The sequence below is a fragment of the Paenibacillus sp. yr247 genome, assembly GCF_900103825.1.
Classification (GTDB): domain Bacteria; phylum Bacillota; class Bacilli; order Paenibacillales; family NBRC-103111; genus Paenibacillus_E.
In genome coordinates this window covers 105,214-122,359 of record NZ_FNIF01000004.1, presented here as the reverse complement: position 1 = coordinate 122,359, position 17,146 = coordinate 105,214, and the positions used below count along the sequence as shown (strand labels likewise).

General features: G+C 44.0%; 18 protein-coding genes and 2 pseudogenes. 17 read left to right on the top strand and 3 right to left on the bottom strand.

Annotated features, from left to right (window positions below; genetic code table 11):
- The first annotated feature begins 12 nt into the window (after positions 1-12).
- Positions 13-654 (top strand): pyridoxamine 5'-phosphate oxidase family protein, encoded by a 642-nt coding sequence (locus BLT91_RS11345; RefSeq protein ID WP_090821200.1) that lies wholly within the window; start codon positions 13-15, stop codon positions 652-654.
- A 32-nt stretch (positions 655-686) separates the two neighbouring features.
- A complete protein-coding gene (gene coaW / locus BLT91_RS11340) occupies positions 687-1,517 on the top strand; it encodes a type II pantothenate kinase (protein ID WP_090820823.1) in 831 nt (276 codons plus the stop codon).
- 105 nt (positions 1,518-1,622) lie between these two features.
- On the opposite strand, the gene BLT91_RS11335 is transcribed toward coaW, so the two are convergent.
- Positions 1,623-2,546 carry a phosphotransferase gene (locus tag BLT91_RS11335; protein WP_090820821.1) on the bottom strand — a complete coding sequence of 308 codons (924 nt, stop codon included), beginning with the start codon at positions 2,544-2,546 and terminating at the stop codon, positions 1,623-1,625.
- A gap of 463 nt (positions 2,547-3,009) precedes the next feature.
- On the opposite strand from BLT91_RS11335, the gene BLT91_RS11330 reads away from it, so the two are divergent.
- The 10 genes from BLT91_RS11330 to BLT91_RS11285 all read left to right on the top strand — a co-directional run bounded on the left by BLT91_RS11330 (position 3,010) and on the right by BLT91_RS11285 (position 12,273).
- Positions 3,010-3,951 carry an aldo/keto reductase gene (locus tag BLT91_RS11330; protein WP_090820819.1) on the top strand — a complete coding sequence of 314 codons (942 nt, stop codon included), beginning with the start codon at positions 3,010-3,012 and terminating at the stop codon, positions 3,949-3,951.
- A complete protein-coding gene (locus BLT91_RS11325; protein WP_254776897.1) occupies positions 3,948-4,703 on the top strand; it encodes a sugar phosphate isomerase/epimerase family protein in 756 nt (251 codons plus the stop codon). The genes BLT91_RS11330 and BLT91_RS11325 overlap by 4 nt, the downstream gene beginning before the upstream one ends.
- A 291-nt stretch (positions 4,704-4,994) precedes the next feature.
- The gene (locus BLT91_RS11320) at positions 4,995-6,002 is read left to right on the top strand and encodes a LacI family DNA-binding transcriptional regulator (RefSeq protein ID WP_090820817.1); all 1,008 of its coding nucleotides are present in this window, start codon (positions 4,995-4,997) and stop codon (positions 6,000-6,002) included.
- Positions 6,003-6,031: 29 nt separating this feature from the next.
- Complete coding sequence (locus BLT91_RS11315; protein WP_090820815.1) at positions 6,032-6,856, top strand: ABC transporter permease; 825 nt, start codon at positions 6,032-6,034, stop codon at positions 6,854-6,856.
- 97 nt (positions 6,857-6,953) lie between these two features.
- Positions 6,954-7,985 carry an ABC transporter ATP-binding protein gene (locus BLT91_RS11310; protein ID WP_090820813.1) on the top strand — a complete coding sequence of 344 codons (1,032 nt, stop codon included), beginning with the start codon at positions 6,954-6,956 and terminating at the stop codon, positions 7,983-7,985.
- 26 nt (positions 7,986-8,011) lie between these two features.
- Positions 8,012-9,190, top strand: coding sequence for an extracellular solute-binding protein (locus tag BLT91_RS11305; protein WP_090820811.1), 1,179 nt, complete (start codon positions 8,012-8,014; stop codon positions 9,188-9,190).
- Entirely contained in the window at positions 9,187-10,032 is an 846-nt protein-coding gene (locus BLT91_RS11300; RefSeq protein WP_090820809.1) for an ABC transporter permease, read from the top strand. Before BLT91_RS11305 ends, BLT91_RS11300 begins: the two co-directional genes overlap by 4 nt.
- Positions 10,029-10,493 (top strand): hypothetical protein, encoded by a 465-nt coding sequence (locus BLT91_RS11295; protein WP_090820807.1) that lies wholly within the window; start codon positions 10,029-10,031, stop codon positions 10,491-10,493. Before BLT91_RS11300 ends, BLT91_RS11295 begins: the two co-directional genes overlap by 4 nt.
- Before the next feature lie 5 nt (positions 10,494-10,498).
- Positions 10,499-11,491 carry a CehA/McbA family metallohydrolase gene (locus tag BLT91_RS11290; protein ID WP_090820805.1) on the top strand — a complete coding sequence of 331 codons (993 nt, stop codon included), beginning with the start codon at positions 10,499-10,501 and terminating at the stop codon, positions 11,489-11,491.
- Positions 11,492-11,508: 17 nt separating this feature from the next.
- Positions 11,509-12,273: a glycerophosphodiester phosphodiesterase gene (locus BLT91_RS11285; protein ID WP_175532245.1), complete on the top strand. Its 765-nt coding sequence runs from the start codon at positions 11,509-11,511 to the stop codon at positions 12,271-12,273.
- Between the two features lie 298 nt (positions 12,274-12,571).
- Here the strand turns inward: BLT91_RS11285 and BLT91_RS11280 are convergent, their stop codons facing one another.
- Positions 12,572-13,132, bottom strand: coding sequence for a helix-turn-helix domain-containing protein (locus BLT91_RS11280; RefSeq protein WP_090820801.1), 561 nt, complete (start codon positions 13,130-13,132; stop codon positions 12,572-12,574).
- A 139-nt stretch (positions 13,133-13,271) separates the two neighbouring features.
- On the opposite strand from BLT91_RS11280, the gene tdh reads away from it, so the two are divergent.
- From tdh to BLT91_RS32785, 5 genes and pseudogenes are all read left to right on the top strand, one after another.
- On the top strand, positions 13,272-14,312 hold the full coding sequence (gene tdh / locus BLT91_RS11275) for an L-threonine 3-dehydrogenase (RefSeq protein WP_090820799.1): 1,041 nt from the start codon (positions 13,272-13,274) through the stop codon (positions 14,310-14,312).
- 106 nt (positions 14,313-14,418) lie between these two features.
- Positions 14,419-15,597: a glycine C-acetyltransferase gene (locus BLT91_RS11270; RefSeq protein ID WP_090820797.1), complete on the top strand. Its 1,179-nt coding sequence runs from the start codon at positions 14,419-14,421 to the stop codon at positions 15,595-15,597.
- A 158-nt stretch (positions 15,598-15,755) separates the two neighbouring features.
- Positions 15,756-15,875 (top strand): annotated as a pseudogene (locus BLT91_RS32790) (SRPBCC domain-containing protein); the annotation flags it as partial.
- 75 nt (positions 15,876-15,950) lie between these two features.
- On the top strand, positions 15,951-16,388 hold the full coding sequence (locus BLT91_RS11260) for a hypothetical protein (RefSeq protein WP_175532244.1): 438 nt from the start codon (positions 15,951-15,953) through the stop codon (positions 16,386-16,388).
- 222 nt (positions 16,389-16,610) lie between these two features.
- Positions 16,611-16,760 (top strand): annotated as a pseudogene (locus tag BLT91_RS32785) (serine/threonine protein kinase); the annotation flags it as partial.
- Between the two features lie 160 nt (positions 16,761-16,920).
- Here the strand turns inward: BLT91_RS32785 and BLT91_RS11255 are convergent.
- Positions 16,921-17,130, bottom strand: a complete 210-nt coding sequence (locus tag BLT91_RS11255; protein WP_090820793.1) for a hypothetical protein — start codon at positions 17,128-17,130, stop codon at positions 16,921-16,923.
- Positions 17,131-17,146 lie beyond the last annotated feature (16 nt).

Sequence of the window (17,146 nt, the reverse complement as noted above, 5' to 3'; positions counted from 1 at the left end):
GAAGGTGCAAGTATGAGTTCTGGATTTCGCGAAATCATTTCTACAGAGGAACAATTTGAGGAGTTGCGTTCTCTATATGGGTATCCTAGCCAGAGAGCAGCAAATAAAGTGATACCAACTCTAGACCAGCATTGCCGAGAGTTTATTTCCAAATCTCCCTTTTTATCAATGGCTACTTCGAATTCGAGTGGACAATGTGACGTTTCTCCAAGGGGAGATGCACCTGGGTTTGTAATGGTTCTCGATGACCATCATTTATTTATTCCAGAACGTCCTGGCAATCGGAGGATGGACTCAATTCAAAATATTTTAACAAATCCTCATATTGCACTTCTATTTATTATTCCAGGTTTAGGAGAAACCCTAAGAGTGAACGGGAGAGCCTTTGTATGCCGTGATCCAGAACTTCTTGATAAGAGTGTTGTAAATGGTCGTAGCCCCTTGTTTGGTATTGGTGTAGTGGTGGAGGAGTGTTATGCGCACTGTGCAAAAGCGTTCATAAGATCAGGACTATGGTCCCCGGATTCTTGGTTATCCAAAGAATTCTTTCCTTCGGTTCCTCAAATGTTGGTAGATCATGCAAAGATCCCAGATGTTACTGCGGAACAAGTGGCAAGAGAACTGAATGAAGGCTATAATACGCGGCTTTACTGATGGGGATACATTGAGAGGAGTACAAAGCAATTATGTTTATTGGAATTGATGCCGGTGGTACGTTAATCAAAGTTGTATGCATGGAAAATAAATCTCTTAGTTTTAGCAAATTCCCTGTAACGCAAATAGAACAAGTTGTTTCAAAGATTAATAAGTTAGAAGGAGCAAAGATTTGTCTCACCGGTGGCAAAGCTGCTTTATTTGAATCATTCATGATACGAAAACCTTTACATATTGTTGAGTTTGAGGCAACAATTCGCGGAGTACAATATCTTCTCCATAAATCCGATCCAAAACAGCAAGAGTATGTACTAACTAATGTGGGTACAGGCACTTCGATACACCATGTTGGGAGTAGCAAACATGAACGTATTGGTGGAACCGGTGTTGGTGGCGGTACTTTGTTAGGATTATCTCGTTTGCTCACCGGTATAACTGATTATGAATCTATCGTTAAATTAGCAGCTAAGGGAGTTAGAGATCGAATTGATTTGAAAGTGAAACACATTTATGAGGGAGCAGAACCTCCAATTCCGGGAGACTTAACTGCTAGTAATTTTGGGAGAGTTTTACATTTTGATTCTAAAGATGAGGTTCCGCACGAAGAACTTCTAGCTTCGGTAATCGGACTGGTAGGCGAAACCGTAGCGACAACTAGTGTTCTTGCGGCAAAGAGTTGCGGTGTACCATCGGTTGTTTTTATTGGATCCTCATTTATTCAAAATAACCTTCTTATTGAGACTGTGAAAAGTTATACAATTCTTAGAGGAGCGTTCCCCATCTTTGTTGAAAATGGTGAATTTTCCGGAGCTATTGGTGCTTTATTTTCAAATAACCTTATATTTACTAAGAATAGTAGTTGAATTTCAGAAGGGCTGCCACGTTGCAGCCCTTGACGCTTTAATGGGCAGACCTTGAAAATATAGTTTTAATCTAACGAAATAAGTGCCGAATGAATGGATGGGGATTTATTTTGTTTGCCCAAGAAGCTCGCTCTTCACCATGTCGTAGGCATTCCGGTCGCCTTTTTTGGCGAAGAACCTGAGTCCATCCAAGCCTTTGAAGAGCAGGGCACACAGAAGTCGCTCCTCGAATTTGGGAATATCATGCCCTTCGCTTGCCCAAGCACCGCGTACCATTTGGGGAAATTGCAGCTGCGGTGTCCATAGGTGCTGCGTGGCTAAATCGAATACAAAATCTCCGTACATGGCCATCTCCCAGTCGACGATGCCGGTAATGGTGCGTCCGTTCGTGAGCATGTTCCCCAAATGAAAATCGCCGTGCACGAGATAACGTTTTTCGGGTGAACACTTGGACAAATCAATCATGATGTCATATATGTACTGGAATACATCCTGCTCTAAGAAACTGTGCTCAAAAAGCGCATACCAACCGTTCCAAAAGCCGGATTGCTCTTCTCGAAAGAAAGAGATAAGAAATTCAAGCCAGCTATCATAGGAGCCGTCTCCCGAAGGCTGAATCCACCCATACCCTTTTGTTTGGCCTAATCTTACTTGGTTGATCTTTGTAAATTGTTCAACAAGATCAGGAAGAATTTGTTTTATTTCAGTTTCCGGATAGCTGATGATAGTCCTGCCTGAAGCTTTTTCCGCAATTGAAAAATATAATTCGTTTGCTCTGCCTATCTCCAAGATTCGCGGAATTGGTATTCCTTGGGAGGAGAAGGTTTCATGCAAATACCGCTCTTTCTCAAAACCCTCTCTGCTGCTGTTAAAATGGATAACAAAATCCTTGCCTTGATGGCTGTAGCTGAAAACTTTGCTCAGTTCGCCTTGTTCGATCGGCTGTACACCAGAAACTGGACCGTTCAAAACATTTTGTAAAAAAATTTCTGCCGTACTGAGATCCATTTTCGGTTTAAACTGGATCAATTTTTCATCGACCTCCCTTTTTTTATTAATAATATGCTTTCAATAATGAAATTCGAAGGATCAGTTGATTTCTGATTTAAGAATAAAATTATTTTTCAGTATGCCCAGAAAAGCATGAAGTAGTAACAAATGGTAAAAATGGTGGGAATAATTGGTTAAGAGAGATGTTATAAAAAACAGAAAAAAACAAATTGACACATAAAAGTATCTGAGATATTCTACGATTAGTTTAACTATACTAGGTTACGATACTAGGAGAGTTTAATTTTAGTTCTGGAAGCGAACCAGAGTATTTTAATCAACCGTTTGAAAACGCTACCAGATGACTTCTCACCGTCGTTCTGGTAACGATACCAGAATATTTAGTTGGATGCCATACCGCTTCAACGAAAAGGAATTCAAGTTTGAGTTGAGCTTACGGCCTATTTTAAAAAAGATGTATAACGCAGACGGAGGGATCAATATGAAGTTTATGCATATACCGGGAGTGGAGAAAGCAATCTCCCGATTAATTATGGGAACTGGGGATTTAAGAAAGCTGGAAGAGCCGGAGAGGACCATGCTGGATGCCTACATCGCTGCTGGCGGCAATATGTTTGATACGGCACATCAATATAGGAATAAAGAAAAGATTCTTGGTCAATGGCTGGCAGAGAAGCAGCTCCGGGAGAATGTCGTTATTTTGACCAAAGGCGCTCATCATGATGATGGCAGTCCGGGTCGTCGGGTGAATCCGCAAGCAATCCGCAAGGATTTAATGGAAAGCTTAGAAAGACTTGGCACTGATTATGTCGATTTGTACGCGCTGCATCGCGATGATCCAAGCGTAGCGGTCGGGCCTATTATAGAAGAGTTAAATGAACATATTCAAGCTAAGCGAGTACGGGCTATCGGAGCCTCGAATTGGTCGTTCCGTCGAATTCAGGAAGCTAATGAATATGCTGCTTCACATAATCTTATTGGGTTTGCTTTTAACAGTCCAAACTTGAGTCTTGCAAAGGCAAATGAGCCTAGGTGGGAGGGCTGCGTTTCGGCCGACGACGAAACTTGTTCCTGGCATTCGCGTAATCAACTGCCGCTTTTAGCTTGGTCATCTCAGGCAGGCGGATTTTTCTCAGGGAATTTCTCGCCGGACAATCGGGCTGATGAGGAAATGGTGAGAGTTTACTATAGCGAAAATAACTGGGAGCGTTATCGCCGCGCAGTGAAGCTAGCGAAGGAAAAACAGGTAACACCGATTCAAATTGCCTTATCCTATGTCCTTAATCAATCGTTTCCGACTTGTGCGATCATTGGGCCCCGGAATCCGGAAGAGCTTCAATCTTCGATACTTTCAATGAATCTTGAATTAACTTCTCAAGAGATCGAATGGCTAGATTTGCAAAGGGAGGAGATCGTAAAATGATCAGACACAAATTAGCAGCACAATTATATACACTGAGAAATGAAGTCAAAAAGGATTTTCCAACCGTATTGAGAGATTTGAAAAAAATGGGTTGGGCAGCCGTTCAAATCGATGGATTACACGGGTACCCTGCTGCAGATATCGCCGCTATAATGAAAGAAATTGGATTACGAACTGCTGGTATTCATGTCGGTTTGGATCGTATGAAACATGATCTAGACGCTGTTTTGGAGGAAGCACGCCTTTTCGATACAAAGGATTTCATCTGTCACTCGTTACCGAATGAATTGATGAACCCTGAAGGTTATGCCAGCGTTCGCAAAGATTTACACGATGTTGCTGCGAATGTAAGCGGCACGGGATTCCGAGCCGGATATCACAATCATGATTTTGAATTTCATACAACGATTGACGGGAAATTTGCCCTTGAATATGTGCTCGATGATCCAACAATTCATCCGGAAATTGATACGTATTGGGTTAAAAAGGCTGGTCAAGACCCACTGTCTTTCATTCGAAATTATGCATTCCGCATGCCAATTCTCCATCTAAAAGATATGACAGCAGACGGCAGACAATATTTCGCAGAAATCGGAACCGGCTTAATCGATTTTGTGCCGATTCTGAAATGGGGATTACAAAATGGCGTAGAGTGGTTTGCTGTTGAACAAGACTATTGTCCGGGAAACCCAATGGATAGCTTAGCCTTAAGCTTAAATAATTTGTTGGAGCTAGAGAAGTCAATCGTCTGAATTCTGAAATGAAGGTGAGGTTACAATCTTAACGGAATTCAAGTTGGTAGCGCGGATAAATCATTTTTTGAGGTTGGAAGAAAACTTCCGGACATAGAAAGGCTCTGTGGGATAGAATCCTCAGAGCTTTTTTTGTTTTATTAGGGAGCATGGTTTCTCACGAGTATATGGATATGTTTGGTTATAGTTGAGTCTTTACAATTACTTATCATCTGGTTAACACAGGAAAAACAGTCATACGTTATTTTTGATATGTGGGAACGGTCTCACACGAAGAAATGGGGTTGCAGCATGGAACTTACGATTAAGGAAATTGCCCTGCGTGCCGGAGTATCCAAATCAACAGTTTCGCGAGTGATTTCTGGAAAGGGTTATACCAGTTTAGTGGTACGCGATAAGGTGCTCCAACTGATTGAAGAATTGCAATATAAGCCCAACGCAGTGGCAAGGGCTATGGTTTCACAAAGAACGCATAACATTGGCGTACTGATTTATCGCCGGCATCATCCTATTGCATCTCATCCGTTTTACGGCAAAATCCTTGATGCCATTTTAATGACAGCTGCAAGTTTGAATTATTCCGTTTTCGTTACAACGGATCACGAAATGTCGCTGCGCTCCGCTGATTTTATGATGGAAAAAAGAGTGGACGGACTGATTCTGATCAGTCGCCTGCAACAGAACGTCATTGATTACATCACTAACTTCGGAGTCCCCTACGTGATGGTCAATGGCTCCACAGACGTCGACGGTGTCATCCATATTGTGAATCAAGACGAAGAAGGTGGACGGATGGCCGCTGAGTATCTATCAGAATTAGGGCATCGGCGAATTTTCGCGATTGCCGGACCACAGACGCATCGCAGCCATCATTTGAGGCTGAAAGGTTTTAAAAATTACTTGGAAGGAATAGGGGATTCGATCCCATCCTCTTCGATCTTACATGCATCGACTTCCACCTTCGTAGAAGGGTATGAATTAATGCGCAGCAATTGGGACCAATTTCGCGCAGGCAGGTATACGTCAATATTTGCCACCAACGATATGATAGCGCTGGGCGCCATGAAGTTTTTGTTGGAGCAGTCGGTACGTATTCCTGAACAGGTAGCGGTTGTAGGCTTTGATGATATCGATTTTGCCGCTATGTTCTCACCCTCTTTAACAACCGTCAGGGTCAATACAGAGGAGATGGGGACTCAGGCCTTTAGCTTGTTAGACAAGCTCATCCGTCAGGAACCGAACATTGAGAATCCCAAGCAGCTTGTACCCAAATTGATTGTCCGACAATCGACCCATTAATTTCTATTGAAAAGGAGTGGTTAATCCGCATGCGTTGGTATTTAAAAGCGATAGGCCCACGGAAAATCGTGGAATTTCTCATACTTGTAGTGTTCGTCATCTTTTTCTTGGGCCCGCTTCTCAACCTGGCCATACTGGCTTTTACCGGCAAATGGAGCTACCCGGATGTTTTACCGCACGAATGGTCACTGAAATGGTGGACGTTTGTGTTCAAGCAAGAGGATATCGCGAAATCGATCAGCTTGTCGTTTGGAATTGCAACCATCGTGACCGCTCTGTCCATTGTGCTTTGTATCCCGGCAGCCTACGCGTTTGCTCGCATACGTTTCCCACTTAGTCGGTTTTTCTTGTTCTCATTTCTGCTGACACATGCTTTTCCGAAAATGGGACTCTATGTTTCGATCGCCGTGCTTTTTTATAAGCTCGGACTGATGAACACATTGATAGGAGTTGTATTGATCCATATGATCAATGTGCTCATGTTTATGACCTGGATTCCAACCGCTGCTTTCCGCAATGTGCATAAGGCTCAGGAGGAGTCGGCCAGGGATGTGGGAGCGAGCCCATTTCGCGTATTCCGCAGCATTACGCTGCCAATGGCGATGCCGGGCATTATCGTGGCTTCGATCTTTACTTTCCTTAACTCGCTCGATGAAGCGCAGGGTACTTTTCTGGTGGGCATCCCCAATTATAAAACGATGCCGATCGTCATGTATTCGATCATCAGCGATTATCCGGCCTACGCGGGTGCTGTATTTTCCATTATTTTGACAGCGCCGACGATCATCCTACTGCTGGCTGCACAGCGCTTTGTGAGCGCAGATATTATGTCCAGCGGCTTCCAACTCAAATGACGATAGACCCATTAGCCAAGCGTATGCTTCCGATGCGAGTTTTGTTTCGAAGTAATCGCTTAGAAGCAATGCTCAACAAAACTTTTAGGGGGCACATATGGACATTCAGCTTTCCGTTCAACAACTGACGAAGCGCTACAAAACAGGAGAAGGCGTAACAGGAATCTCTCTTGATGTTCGTAAAGGCGAGTTAATTACACTGCTAGGCCCATCAGGCTGCGGTAAAACAACGGTACTTCGCAGCATTGGAGGGTTTCTCGACCCGGATTCAGGTGACATTCTTATTGAGGGCAAAAGCGTGCTTAATGCGCCTCCGGAAAAACGTCCGACATCCATGGTATTTCAAGGCTACAATCTATGGCCGCATATGACGGTTTTTGACAACCTGGCATTCGGTCTTAAAATACGCAAGATGAAAAAGGCTGACATCGATAAGGCCGTTTACGAAGTTCTTCAGCTGGTTCGCTTGCCTGGAGCAGAGCTTAAATATCCGGGTGAACTTTCCGGCGGTCAGCAGCAGCGCATAGCAGTTGCAAGATCACTTCTCCTCAAGCCTGCCGTTCTTTTGCTGGATGAACCATTTTCCGCGTTGGATGCCAAGCTTCGTCACGAGATGAGAGAAGAGCTGCGGGAAATTCAAGCCAAGACGGGTCTTACGATGGTGTTTGTCACCCATGATCAGGAAGAAGCGTTGTCGATTTCAGATCGCATTGTCGTCATGAACCAAGGTAATATTGAGCAAATCGCTTCCCCGCAAGAAATTTATGATGAACCGAGCACGCTGTTTGTTTCTCAATTTATCGGCAAAATGAACTTTTTGAAAGGGGTGATCACAGCCGACGGTGTGACCGTAGGGCACCTGAGTTTTCCAAATTCAAAAAATCTGTCCGGACATGTAAGACTGGCAGTCCGACCTGAAGATGTGATTATAGATGGCGAAGAGGGTCATGGTCTTGCCGGAGTGATCAAACAGGTCATGGTACTTGGGCATTATGCCGAGGTGTCCATCGATTTGCCGGAGTACGGCACAATCCGGGCGTTTCAACCAAGGGATTCTGTCAAGGATCTTCATACAGGGCAACAAGCAAAAGTAAGCTTTGCAAGAGCATTAGCATATCCGGAAAACTAGACCCATATCCTAAGGAGGAATTATCTATGATTCGCAAGAAATCCGCTATTATGTTAGTGACCTTAATGACCGCTACCGCTGCTTTTGTATCCGGGTGCGGCAGCTCTTCGACAAATGCAGGTTCCGCGACTCAAAGCGCAAGTCCGGGCAAAGAAGCAGCTGGCACTAAACAGCCTGTCGAGTTTAGCTTCTATTTTACCGGCTCGCAAAATGTTAAAGATCTGTGGGATACGCTGATTCCTATGTTCGAGAAACAAAATGCGGATGTTAAAGTGAAGCCGGTCTATATTCCTTCAGGAACAGGCGCACAACCAACCTATGACCGTATTATTGCTGCCAAACAAGCTAACAAAGGCTCCGGCGATATCGATTTATATGAAGATGGCTTGTCTACTGTAACACGGGGGAAAAAAGATGACCTATGGGACACTTTACCCGGTGACAAAATTAAAAACTTGGCAGGTGTGGATGAGAAAACGTTAAAAGATATCTCCAATCTTGCTGTTCCTTATCGTTCATCTGCAGTTGTATTAGCTTATAACAGTGACAAAGTAAAGACGCCTCCAACTAATTTGGATGAACTGTACGATTGGATCAAGAAAAATCCGAGCAAATTCGCATACAATGATCCATCTACTGGAGGTTCCGGAAATTCTTTCGTGGCAACGACTCTTTATAAATTCTTGCCTGAAGAGGCTATCCATAATTCCGATCCAAGTGTTGAAAAAGGATGGGATCAAGGATTTGCGCTGCTCAAGGATCTGGGGAAATCCGTTTACGGCAAAGGTATTTATCCAAAGAAAAACCAAGGGACTTTAGATTTAATGACGAGCGGTGAAGTTGATATGATTCCGGCATGGTCGGATATGGTACTTGAGCAAGTGGCTAAAGGACAGCTTCCAAAAACAACGAAAATGGCACAAATCAAGCCTGGATTTAACGGCGGACCAACTTACTTAATGGTGCCTAAGTTATCTGAAAAGAAGGATGCTGTCTACAAATTCCTGAACTTCGTTCTTTCACCTGAGGCACAAGGCGTAGTTGTAGACAAAATGCATGGCTTCCCAGGGATCAAGCTTTCAGGTATGTCAAAAGAAATTCAAGACTCGTTCAAAGGTGCATCAGAAGGATTCCGCTCCTTCAATATCGGCGATCTAGACAAAGACATGACCAAACGCTGGCAAAGTGAAGTTGCTGCACAATGAGTAAACAAGTGAAAATGGGGATACTGGGATTGCTTCTGGTCATCCCCTCTTTTTTATTGCTCTTTGTCACTGTCGTCATTCCGATCATCATTTCCTTCAAAGAAAGCCTGACCAATAAGTCCGGCGGCTATGATTTATCCAATTATACGTTTTTGTTTACCGATAAACTGATGCGCTCCAATATCATTTTTACGCTGGAAGTGACGATTATTTCGGTCATTATCGTGCTGCTAATTAGCTATGCATTGGCCGCGTATATGAGGTTCAATAACGGTACGATGGTTAATTGGATTCGCAACATGTACATGATTCCGATCTTTATCCCATCGGTCATCGCTACGTACGGTTTAATTCAATTGCTTGGCAACCACGGCTGGGTATCCCGAATGTTACTTCTGGTCAACGGAGGGGAGATGCCACGTATTATCTTTGATATGAAGGGTATCATCATTGCTAATTTGTGGTTCAACATTCCGTTTACGACCATGCTGCTCGGGTCTGCATTGTCCGCTGTCCCCAATTCTGTCATTGAAAGCGCGAAGGACTTAGGGGCAGGTAGATTGCAAATCTTTGTCCGTTTCATTTTGCCGCTCACTTACAAGACTTTGCTCGTTGCCATTACTTTTGTGTTCATGGGCGTGATCGGCTCGTTTACGGCTCCGTTTTTGATTGGACCCAACGCTCCACAAATGCTGGGGGTATCTATGGAACAAGTTTTTGGTGTGTTCCAAGAAAAACAATTAGCTTCGGCGATCGCATTCTTTACGTTCCTGCTTTGTTCAGTAATGGGATACTTTTATATCCGGAGTATGGTCACTGAAGAGAGCGCGAGGTCACGATGATTCAACCTATTCTGAATGTACAGGGAATTGTACAGCCCAATTCTTCGAAAACTCATATTTCGTATCGGTTTCATCTTGCTAAGCCTGGTGGTAAGCTGTTGATCGATTTTGCTTATGAGCCCAAAAATTTAGAAGATCGGGAACAAGCAAAAACCATGATTTTTACGAGTATAAACACTTATACGGAACCTAATCAGCGTGAGAGAATTCAGGCGAAATGGGAATCCTTCCTGCCTCTGAAAAACTTAATCACCGTGTCCGTCGATGACCCTAAGGGACATCGCGGCGCGGGGCATCGGCACGATCCAGAGCAGCTGTTGTTTATAAGTGAGCTGGAAACTTCCCCAGGCTTTGTCAGCGGTAAAATAGTAGAAGGCATGTGGCACGTTACTTTAAGCTTGCATGCGATTGTTACTGAAAGCTGCCGTTACACATTGCATATCCATCAAGAGGAGGAATAAGCGGCATGCCTTGGATTGCTTGCGAATTACACAGTCATACCTATCATAGTGACGGAAGACAGACGCTCAAAGAGCTGGCTAATGGTGCAAAGGCGCTTGGATTCGAGTGTTTTGCTTTGACCGACCACAATACCATGACAGGGTTGAATGATAAAGAAGCCGTGGAACAAGAAACCGGAATATCGATCATTTCCGGTATGGAATGGACGACCTTTTATGGGCATATGGTTACGATAGGACTGACCGATTTTGTTGACTGGCGTCCGGCGGGCCCCGGCGATATCCATAAAGGGATTGACGAAGTTCATAGCAGCGGGGGGATCGTGGGTATGGCGCATCCTTTTCGCATAGGAAGTCCAATTTGTACGGGCTGCTTCTGGGAATTCAAGATCGAGAATTGGAACGATATCGACTATATCGAGGTATGGTCAGGCACGTTCCCTTCGATTAAGACGGACAATGACCGCGCCTACCGTTTGTGGACTGACAAGCTGAACGAAGGCTACCGAATTGCGGCCACGTCTGGGCGTGACTGGCACGCCCAGGAGCAAACGGATGATCCGGTATCGGTGACTTATCTCAACATCGATGAAGGGGAGGGGACTGTTACTAGCCGAACCGTTCATGCACTCGCAGCGGGTAAAGCATCGGTAACCATGGGACCGTTGGTTACGCTCGAAATTCTATCCGATACGTCTCTATACGGAATTGGAGATTGCATCCCTGAAAACGATCGATCCAATACTTATAAGGCCCATGTGAGCATAGATTTTCACTTGCGAAAAGGGATTTGGGAATTTCCGGAGCCCAATTATACGCTCATCTTGATTGGAAATACCGGTATTTTGAGTGAACAATTAGTTACTTTAGATCAGCCGAATTATGTGTTTGAAATTCCTGGCGATCAATTTCTATGGATTCGGGCCGAGCTAAAAGGAACGGTTCGTGGAGTTCGTACGTTGATCGCCTTTACAAATGCTATATATTTGAATCGATGAAAGGGAGTGTTTATAGAATGGGTTACCGATTTCCGCTCATAACCGCTCACAGCGGCAGCATGAACACGCTTGATCATACGCTTCATTCCGTGCAAACAGGGCTCGGGCTCGGTGCGGACGTAGTGGAGGAGGATATTAGATTGACGAAGGACGGCATCCTGGTTTTGGCCCATGATGATGAATGGGTTACCGTGGATGGCTTGAAAATGTCTATTTCGCAAACAACCTTTGAAGAATTAAGAGAGCTTCAGTTTGAGGTCACTCATGGGGAACAACTTGAAACACTTCAAATCTGCACACTAGAAGAGATATTGCCGCTTATTCAAGCTTCGGGTAAAGTCCTGAATTTGGATTTGAAGGTGGACGAGAGTATCGGACCTGTCGCTGCTTTGGTGGGGCAATATGGAATGAATGAGCAGGTTTTCCTTTCTGGATGTGAGATAGATCGTGCTATGCTGGCACAACGATCGAATCCGGAAATGCGAAAACTGTTGAATACCGACATCAACCTGTTTAAAACTCTTTCGTACAGAGATGCTATGTTAAAAACCTGCGAGGATGCACTGGCAGCCTCCTGTTTTGGCATCAACATCCATTATAGCATCGTTAGCCAAGAGTTATTAGATTTTGCCTCATCCCTAGGGTTGCCTGTTTATGTATGGACAGTGAATGAAGAAGAGTTGATGTGCCAGTATGCAGATTTGGGCGTTGCCTCAATTACGACACGAAATGTTGCAGCGCTGGTGCAAGTAAAGCAAAAGATGTTGGGGGTGCATCCATGATTGAAATTTATGCCCATGAATTCAAGCTTGTTAGTGAGACACTTGCGGCCAAAATGCGGAGTAGTGATGTTAAGGCGGGTAGCGCCGCGAGTAGCGCCTATTTAAATTGAATTCTTGTACAGTTCCGAAGTGGCGCGAGAACTTACGGAGCAATTCGAGCGCGATCTAATGGATTCCTCGAGATAAAGTTTCATTACTGGAACAGTTAAATAAAAGAGAAAGCAAGCGGGCAGGGTAATGGGACGCTTGCTTTCATGTTTTAAGTGCCAACGTGGGAATTGTTGCATTGTGCACGCTTTTATGTAGGCGGATAATAAATGATTGTCTTATAAACGGCTTTCTTATCAGAGACGTTCGTATACGTGTGAGGACGATCCGCTGAGAAGTGGATTGCATCGCCAACATTAAGCGTATAGTTCTCCTGAGAAATTGATACTTGCAGCTTTCCCTCGACCATAAGAATGTATTCTTCAACGCCCTCATTATGGGGCTCGGATGCATGGGTGCAGCCTAGGTCCATTTCAACCGTGTAGATCTCAAAGCTTTTTTGCGGGTGGAAAGGGAAGACAGGAAACGCCCGATACTGTCCATCCTCTTCTTCAAAAGGAGAAAGATCAGTAGAACGGACGACCGTAATCTTCGGCTCGTCTTCCTCAATCAAACTCGTGAAGGAGATCTGCAATCCGCTCACAATTTTCCAAAGCACCGATATCGTGGGATTCGAATCTCCACGTTCAATTTGACCCAGCATCGCTTTACTAACGCCCGTCAGTTCTGCAACTTGATCCAAACTTAGCCCTCTCGTTTTGCGAATAGTAAGCAGTTTTCTGCCTACCATCTTATGAATCGGTTCTTGCATAGTATGGACTCCTTTATCGTTTATTTCTCCGCCAAAATCGCCTATTTACAATATAGCATACATTCGTGTAGTATGATATATAGATGGTAAAACGCACATATGTGTACTATATTACATTATGTGCCTAGGAGGAATTATGATGGGCGCTACTATGCTAGGGTTGGTTAAAGAACACCGCGGACCTGGAGCTATTCTGAAAGAAGTTCCTGTTCCAACTTGTGGTGACGATGAGGTGCTCGTTCGCATTAAGGCTACATCCATATGTGGAACGGATCTACATATTTACAAATGGGATGCTTGGGCAGACAAAACGGTCGTCACACCTAATGTTTTTGGGCATGAGTTTGCAGGTATTGTCGTTGATATCGGAGACCGGGTAACAGGCGTTAAGATAGGAGACCACGTTTCTGCAGAGGGACATATGGTTTGCGGCAGCTGTAAAGCATGTCGAACAGGAAATGCGCATGTTTGCCCGAATACGAAAAGCTTTGGGATAACTGCGCCTGGATGCTTTGCTGAATTTGCGGTTGTGAAGGCGAGCAATATTATTCATAACGCTCCCGAATTACCTTTTGAAATCGCATGCTTGCAAGATCCTCTTGGAAACGCAGTGCAAACGGTATTATCAGGAGATATCGTAGGTAAATCGGTCGCCATCATCGGTGTAGGGCCGATTGGCTTACTTGCCATTAAAGTAGCAAAAGCTTGCGGTGCTGGAGCAATCTATGCCGTGGATATTAACCCAAACCGTCTGAAGATGGCCTTGCAAATGGGGGCTGATATTACAATAAACGCGATGGAAGCGCGTACATCCGAAGAACTGCGCAAATTGACGGACGGAGAAGGCGTTGATGTTGTTCTTGAAATGTCCGGCAATCCCCAAGCCATCGTGGATGGATTCGAAGCCGTGGCCAATGCGGGCCGAGTGTCCTTGCTGGGTATTCCGACCAAAGAAGTCAGCCTAGACGTCACTAATCATATTATTTTTAAAGGGCTGAAGGTTGAAGGGATTACAGGACGCAAAATGTACCAAACCTGGTATCAAATGAAGGGATTGCTGAACTCGCATCGAATTGATCTTGCATCGGTCATCACCCATAGATTCACGTTAGATCAGTACGAGGAAGCATTCCGCTTAATGCATGAAGGTCAATGCGGCAAAATTGTATTTATCCACTAACGTTAAGTAAAACTCAGCGGATGCTTACGAAGCTTGTTTTGCTCCGCAAAACTCAGCGGATGCTTACGATGTTAGTTTTGCTCCGCAAAACTTTAAGGAGGCGCATATGAATTATTTGAACGATTTGGCTGCTGATATCGAAGGCTGGAAGCGAGAAGGACGATACCGTTCGATTAAAGTTTGGGAGAGCGGCTCCGACACGTGGATGAATTTGAATGGAAGAAAAATTCTCCAGATGTCTTCCAATAACTATTTGGGACTTACCCATCATCCCAAGCTCAAGGAAGCGGCCATTGCAGCCATTGAAAAATATGGAGTCGGCAGCGGATCGGTGCGGACCATTACCGGGACACTTGATATTCACGAACAACTGGAGATCGAGCTGACCAGATTCAAAGGCACTGAAGCGGCACTTGTTTTTCAATCCGGTTTTACGACAAATCAAGGTGCCCTATCGTCGATTCTAGGCGCGGATGATGTGGTCATTAGTGACGAGTTGAACCATGCGAGCATCATTGACGGGATTCGACTGACGAAGGCGAGCCGCAAGATTTTTGCTCACAAAGACATGGATCAGTTGGAAGCTGTCCTCAAAGAAACGCAAAAACATCGTAAACGCGTAGTTGTAACCGATGGGGTGTTCAGTATGGATGGCGATATTGCGCCGCTTCCCGAAATTGTTCAATTGGCGGAAGCCTATGATGCCATTGTGTATGTGGATGATGCCCATGCGAGCGGTGTTTTGGGCAAGAACGGTAAAGGATCGACGGATCATTTTGGCTTAAACGGCCGCGTGCATATTCAGATTGGTACCTTATCTAAAGCGATCGGTGCTGTCGGCGGTTACGTAGCCGGTGCTCAATTGTTGAAGGAGCATCTGATTCACACGGCAAGGCCGTTTCTATTCAGCACATCGCAACCGCCAGCGGTTGCAGCGACTTGTCTGGCTGCAATTCAAGTGCTGCAAGAGAGCGCGGATTTAGTGACCAGACTGTGGGATAATGCCAATGGATTCCGTAATGACTTGCAGCGTTTAGGGTTCAATACGGGCGCTAGCGAAACGCCAATCATTCCAATCATTGTCGGTGACCCTGCCCAAACGATGCGGTTTTCCGATCGTCTGCTGGAGGAAGGCATATTCGCGCAAGGTATCGTCTATCCGACGGTAGCGATGGACAAAGGGCGCGTTCGTCTTATCGTAACGGCGCAGCATACGAAGGATGACCTCGCTTTTGCTTTGAACAGCTTGCAAAAAGTCGGCCGGGAATTCGGACTTTTGTCATAATAAGTATTGTAAAGAGATAAAGCATAGCTCCATCAGCCATTGCGGCTGGTCGGACTATGCTTTATTAGTTTACTTCATTAGTGCGTCAAGGGACAACTTGACATGACACCAAATAGTGTCGTATTCTAGTTAATGAATAGGACACCATTCGGTACGGAACGACCCATCTGCATCTTGAACAAGCCGGATTCGAAAGTGAGGATCAAGCGTTCAACGGCGCGAAATATGGTTGGGTGAAGATGGGGGGCGAGCTTGAAAAAGTGTTAACTGAACTGTAACACAACCTCCATTCTGTTGGCGCAATACGTAAAAATATAAACGCTTTTCGGAAAGGAAAATCATAAATGCTTAGTATGAATAGTTATACTCAAAATTATGTAGATGAATGTCGCAAGAAAGTTGATTTACAGCTTTCAACCTACACAAATATGGTTACAACAGCGAAGAAGCAAAATGATTCAAATCTTAACTCAGCAATTGAATCTTTTGAAACTAATTTCTTCAATCACTTGGTTTTAGTTTTAGATCATTATTTTGTTCATAGAAGCAGAACAATAGAATTGAAAGACGGCAATCCATTGAATGAAGTGAGGATGCTGTGTGATTCAATCATGCTTTACGAGAATAAAATGACCAAGGAAACAAAATCAATGATGTATGATCCGACTAAGTCCGTTTTAAAGTATAAAATCGGAGATGAAATTAAGTTGAAAAAAGAAGATTTTGAACTTCTATTCAAGGCTTTTTTTAGTGAAATGGAAAGAAAATTTGTAATCGAAAATCAAAAATAGAATTTAACATAGCCAAAAGGTAAAAATATTCTTCAACTTATAAACTTTCTAGGTAGACCCGCAACCCGTTAGGAAAAGAATATGAGCGAAGGCATGCCTCGGAATTTCTCTAAAGGAATATCTTTACTGTTAGAGAACTATAACAATTAAGTTAAAAGGATCAAGGGGTATGCAATTTCAAATACAAGAAGAACATGATTTTAGCTGGGGCAGTAGCTTACCCTATTAGGTGGTGAACTAGATCGTTCGTTTACAAAGTGGGAAGCAGGAAAGGGACTTTATGAGGTTGCATTAAAGGCTATAAACACAAATAGGGAATTAAGATATCCTACTGTATCTGGATTCAAAACAGCTTGGGACTCAACTATTTAAATGGCCTTTTAGTTAAACTAACAGAAAACAATAGTACAACAATGAAGAGCAGTCCAGTACTTATTTTTACGTACTAGACTGCCTTCATTTGTTTTTTGGGGTCAGTCATTTGTTTTGGGAGTCAAGTGCCGTTGGAACAAACTTTCCCTCTTTTTACTTATTATTGTTGAGAAGAAGCTTGCAGTGTAGATTGAACTTGACTGATCATGGTTTGTGCTTGTGCTATTTCTGCTGATGCTTGCTTCAAAGCTTCTTCACAAAGTAAAGGGTTAGCTGCCGATTGTTCAATGGCTTGACTAATAAGACTTTTAGCAAGTGATGCTGATACTTCTGCTTTTTTCAACTGGTTTGGATCCATTTGTTGTGCCAATTTCGAACCTCCAAAA

Excerpts from the sequence above, each read along its gene's own strand:
- BLT91_RS11320 (WP_090820817.1), top strand. The coding sequence starts at position 4,995 with ATGGAACTTACGATTAAGGAAATTGCCCTGCGTGCCGGAGTATCCAAA.
- BLT91_RS11325 (WP_254776897.1), top strand. The coding sequence starts at position 3,948 with ATGATCAGACACAAATTAGCAGCACAATTATATACACTGAGAAATGAA.
- BLT91_RS11290 (WP_090820805.1), top strand. The coding sequence starts at position 10,499 with ATGCCTTGGATTGCTTGCGAATTACACAGTCATACCTATCATAGTGAC.
- tdh (WP_090820799.1), top strand. The coding sequence starts at position 13,272 with ATGGGCGCTACTATGCTAGGGTTGGTTAAAGAACACCGCGGACCTGGA.
- BLT91_RS11310 (WP_090820813.1), top strand. The coding sequence starts at position 6,954 with ATGGACATTCAGCTTTCCGTTCAACAACTGACGAAGCGCTACAAAACA.
- BLT91_RS11295 (WP_090820807.1), top strand. The coding sequence starts at position 10,029 with ATGATTCAACCTATTCTGAATGTACAGGGAATTGTACAGCCCAATTCT.
- BLT91_RS11270 (WP_090820797.1), top strand. The coding sequence starts at position 14,419 with ATGAATTATTTGAACGATTTGGCTGCTGATATCGAAGGCTGGAAGCGA.
- BLT91_RS11330 (WP_090820819.1), top strand. The coding sequence starts at position 3,010 with ATGAAGTTTATGCATATACCGGGAGTGGAGAAAGCAATCTCCCGATTA.
- BLT91_RS11285 (WP_175532245.1), top strand. The coding sequence starts at position 11,509 with ATGGGTTACCGATTTCCGCTCATAACCGCTCACAGCGGCAGCATGAAC.
- BLT91_RS11345 (WP_090821200.1), top strand. The coding sequence starts at position 13 with ATGAGTTCTGGATTTCGCGAAATCATTTCTACAGAGGAACAATTTGAG.
- BLT91_RS11280 (WP_090820801.1), bottom strand. The coding sequence starts at position 13,132 with ATGCAAGAACCGATTCATAAGATGGTAGGCAGAAAACTGCTTACTATT.
- BLT91_RS11305 (WP_090820811.1), top strand. The coding sequence starts at position 8,012 with ATGATTCGCAAGAAATCCGCTATTATGTTAGTGACCTTAATGACCGCT.
- BLT91_RS11300 (WP_090820809.1), top strand. The coding sequence starts at position 9,187 with ATGAGTAAACAAGTGAAAATGGGGATACTGGGATTGCTTCTGGTCATC.
- BLT91_RS11315 (WP_090820815.1), top strand. The coding sequence starts at position 6,032 with ATGCGTTGGTATTTAAAAGCGATAGGCCCACGGAAAATCGTGGAATTT.
- BLT91_RS11260 (WP_175532244.1), top strand. The coding sequence starts at position 15,951 with ATGAATAGTTATACTCAAAATTATGTAGATGAATGTCGCAAGAAAGTT.
- coaW (WP_090820823.1), top strand. The coding sequence starts at position 687 with ATGTTTATTGGAATTGATGCCGGTGGTACGTTAATCAAAGTTGTATGC.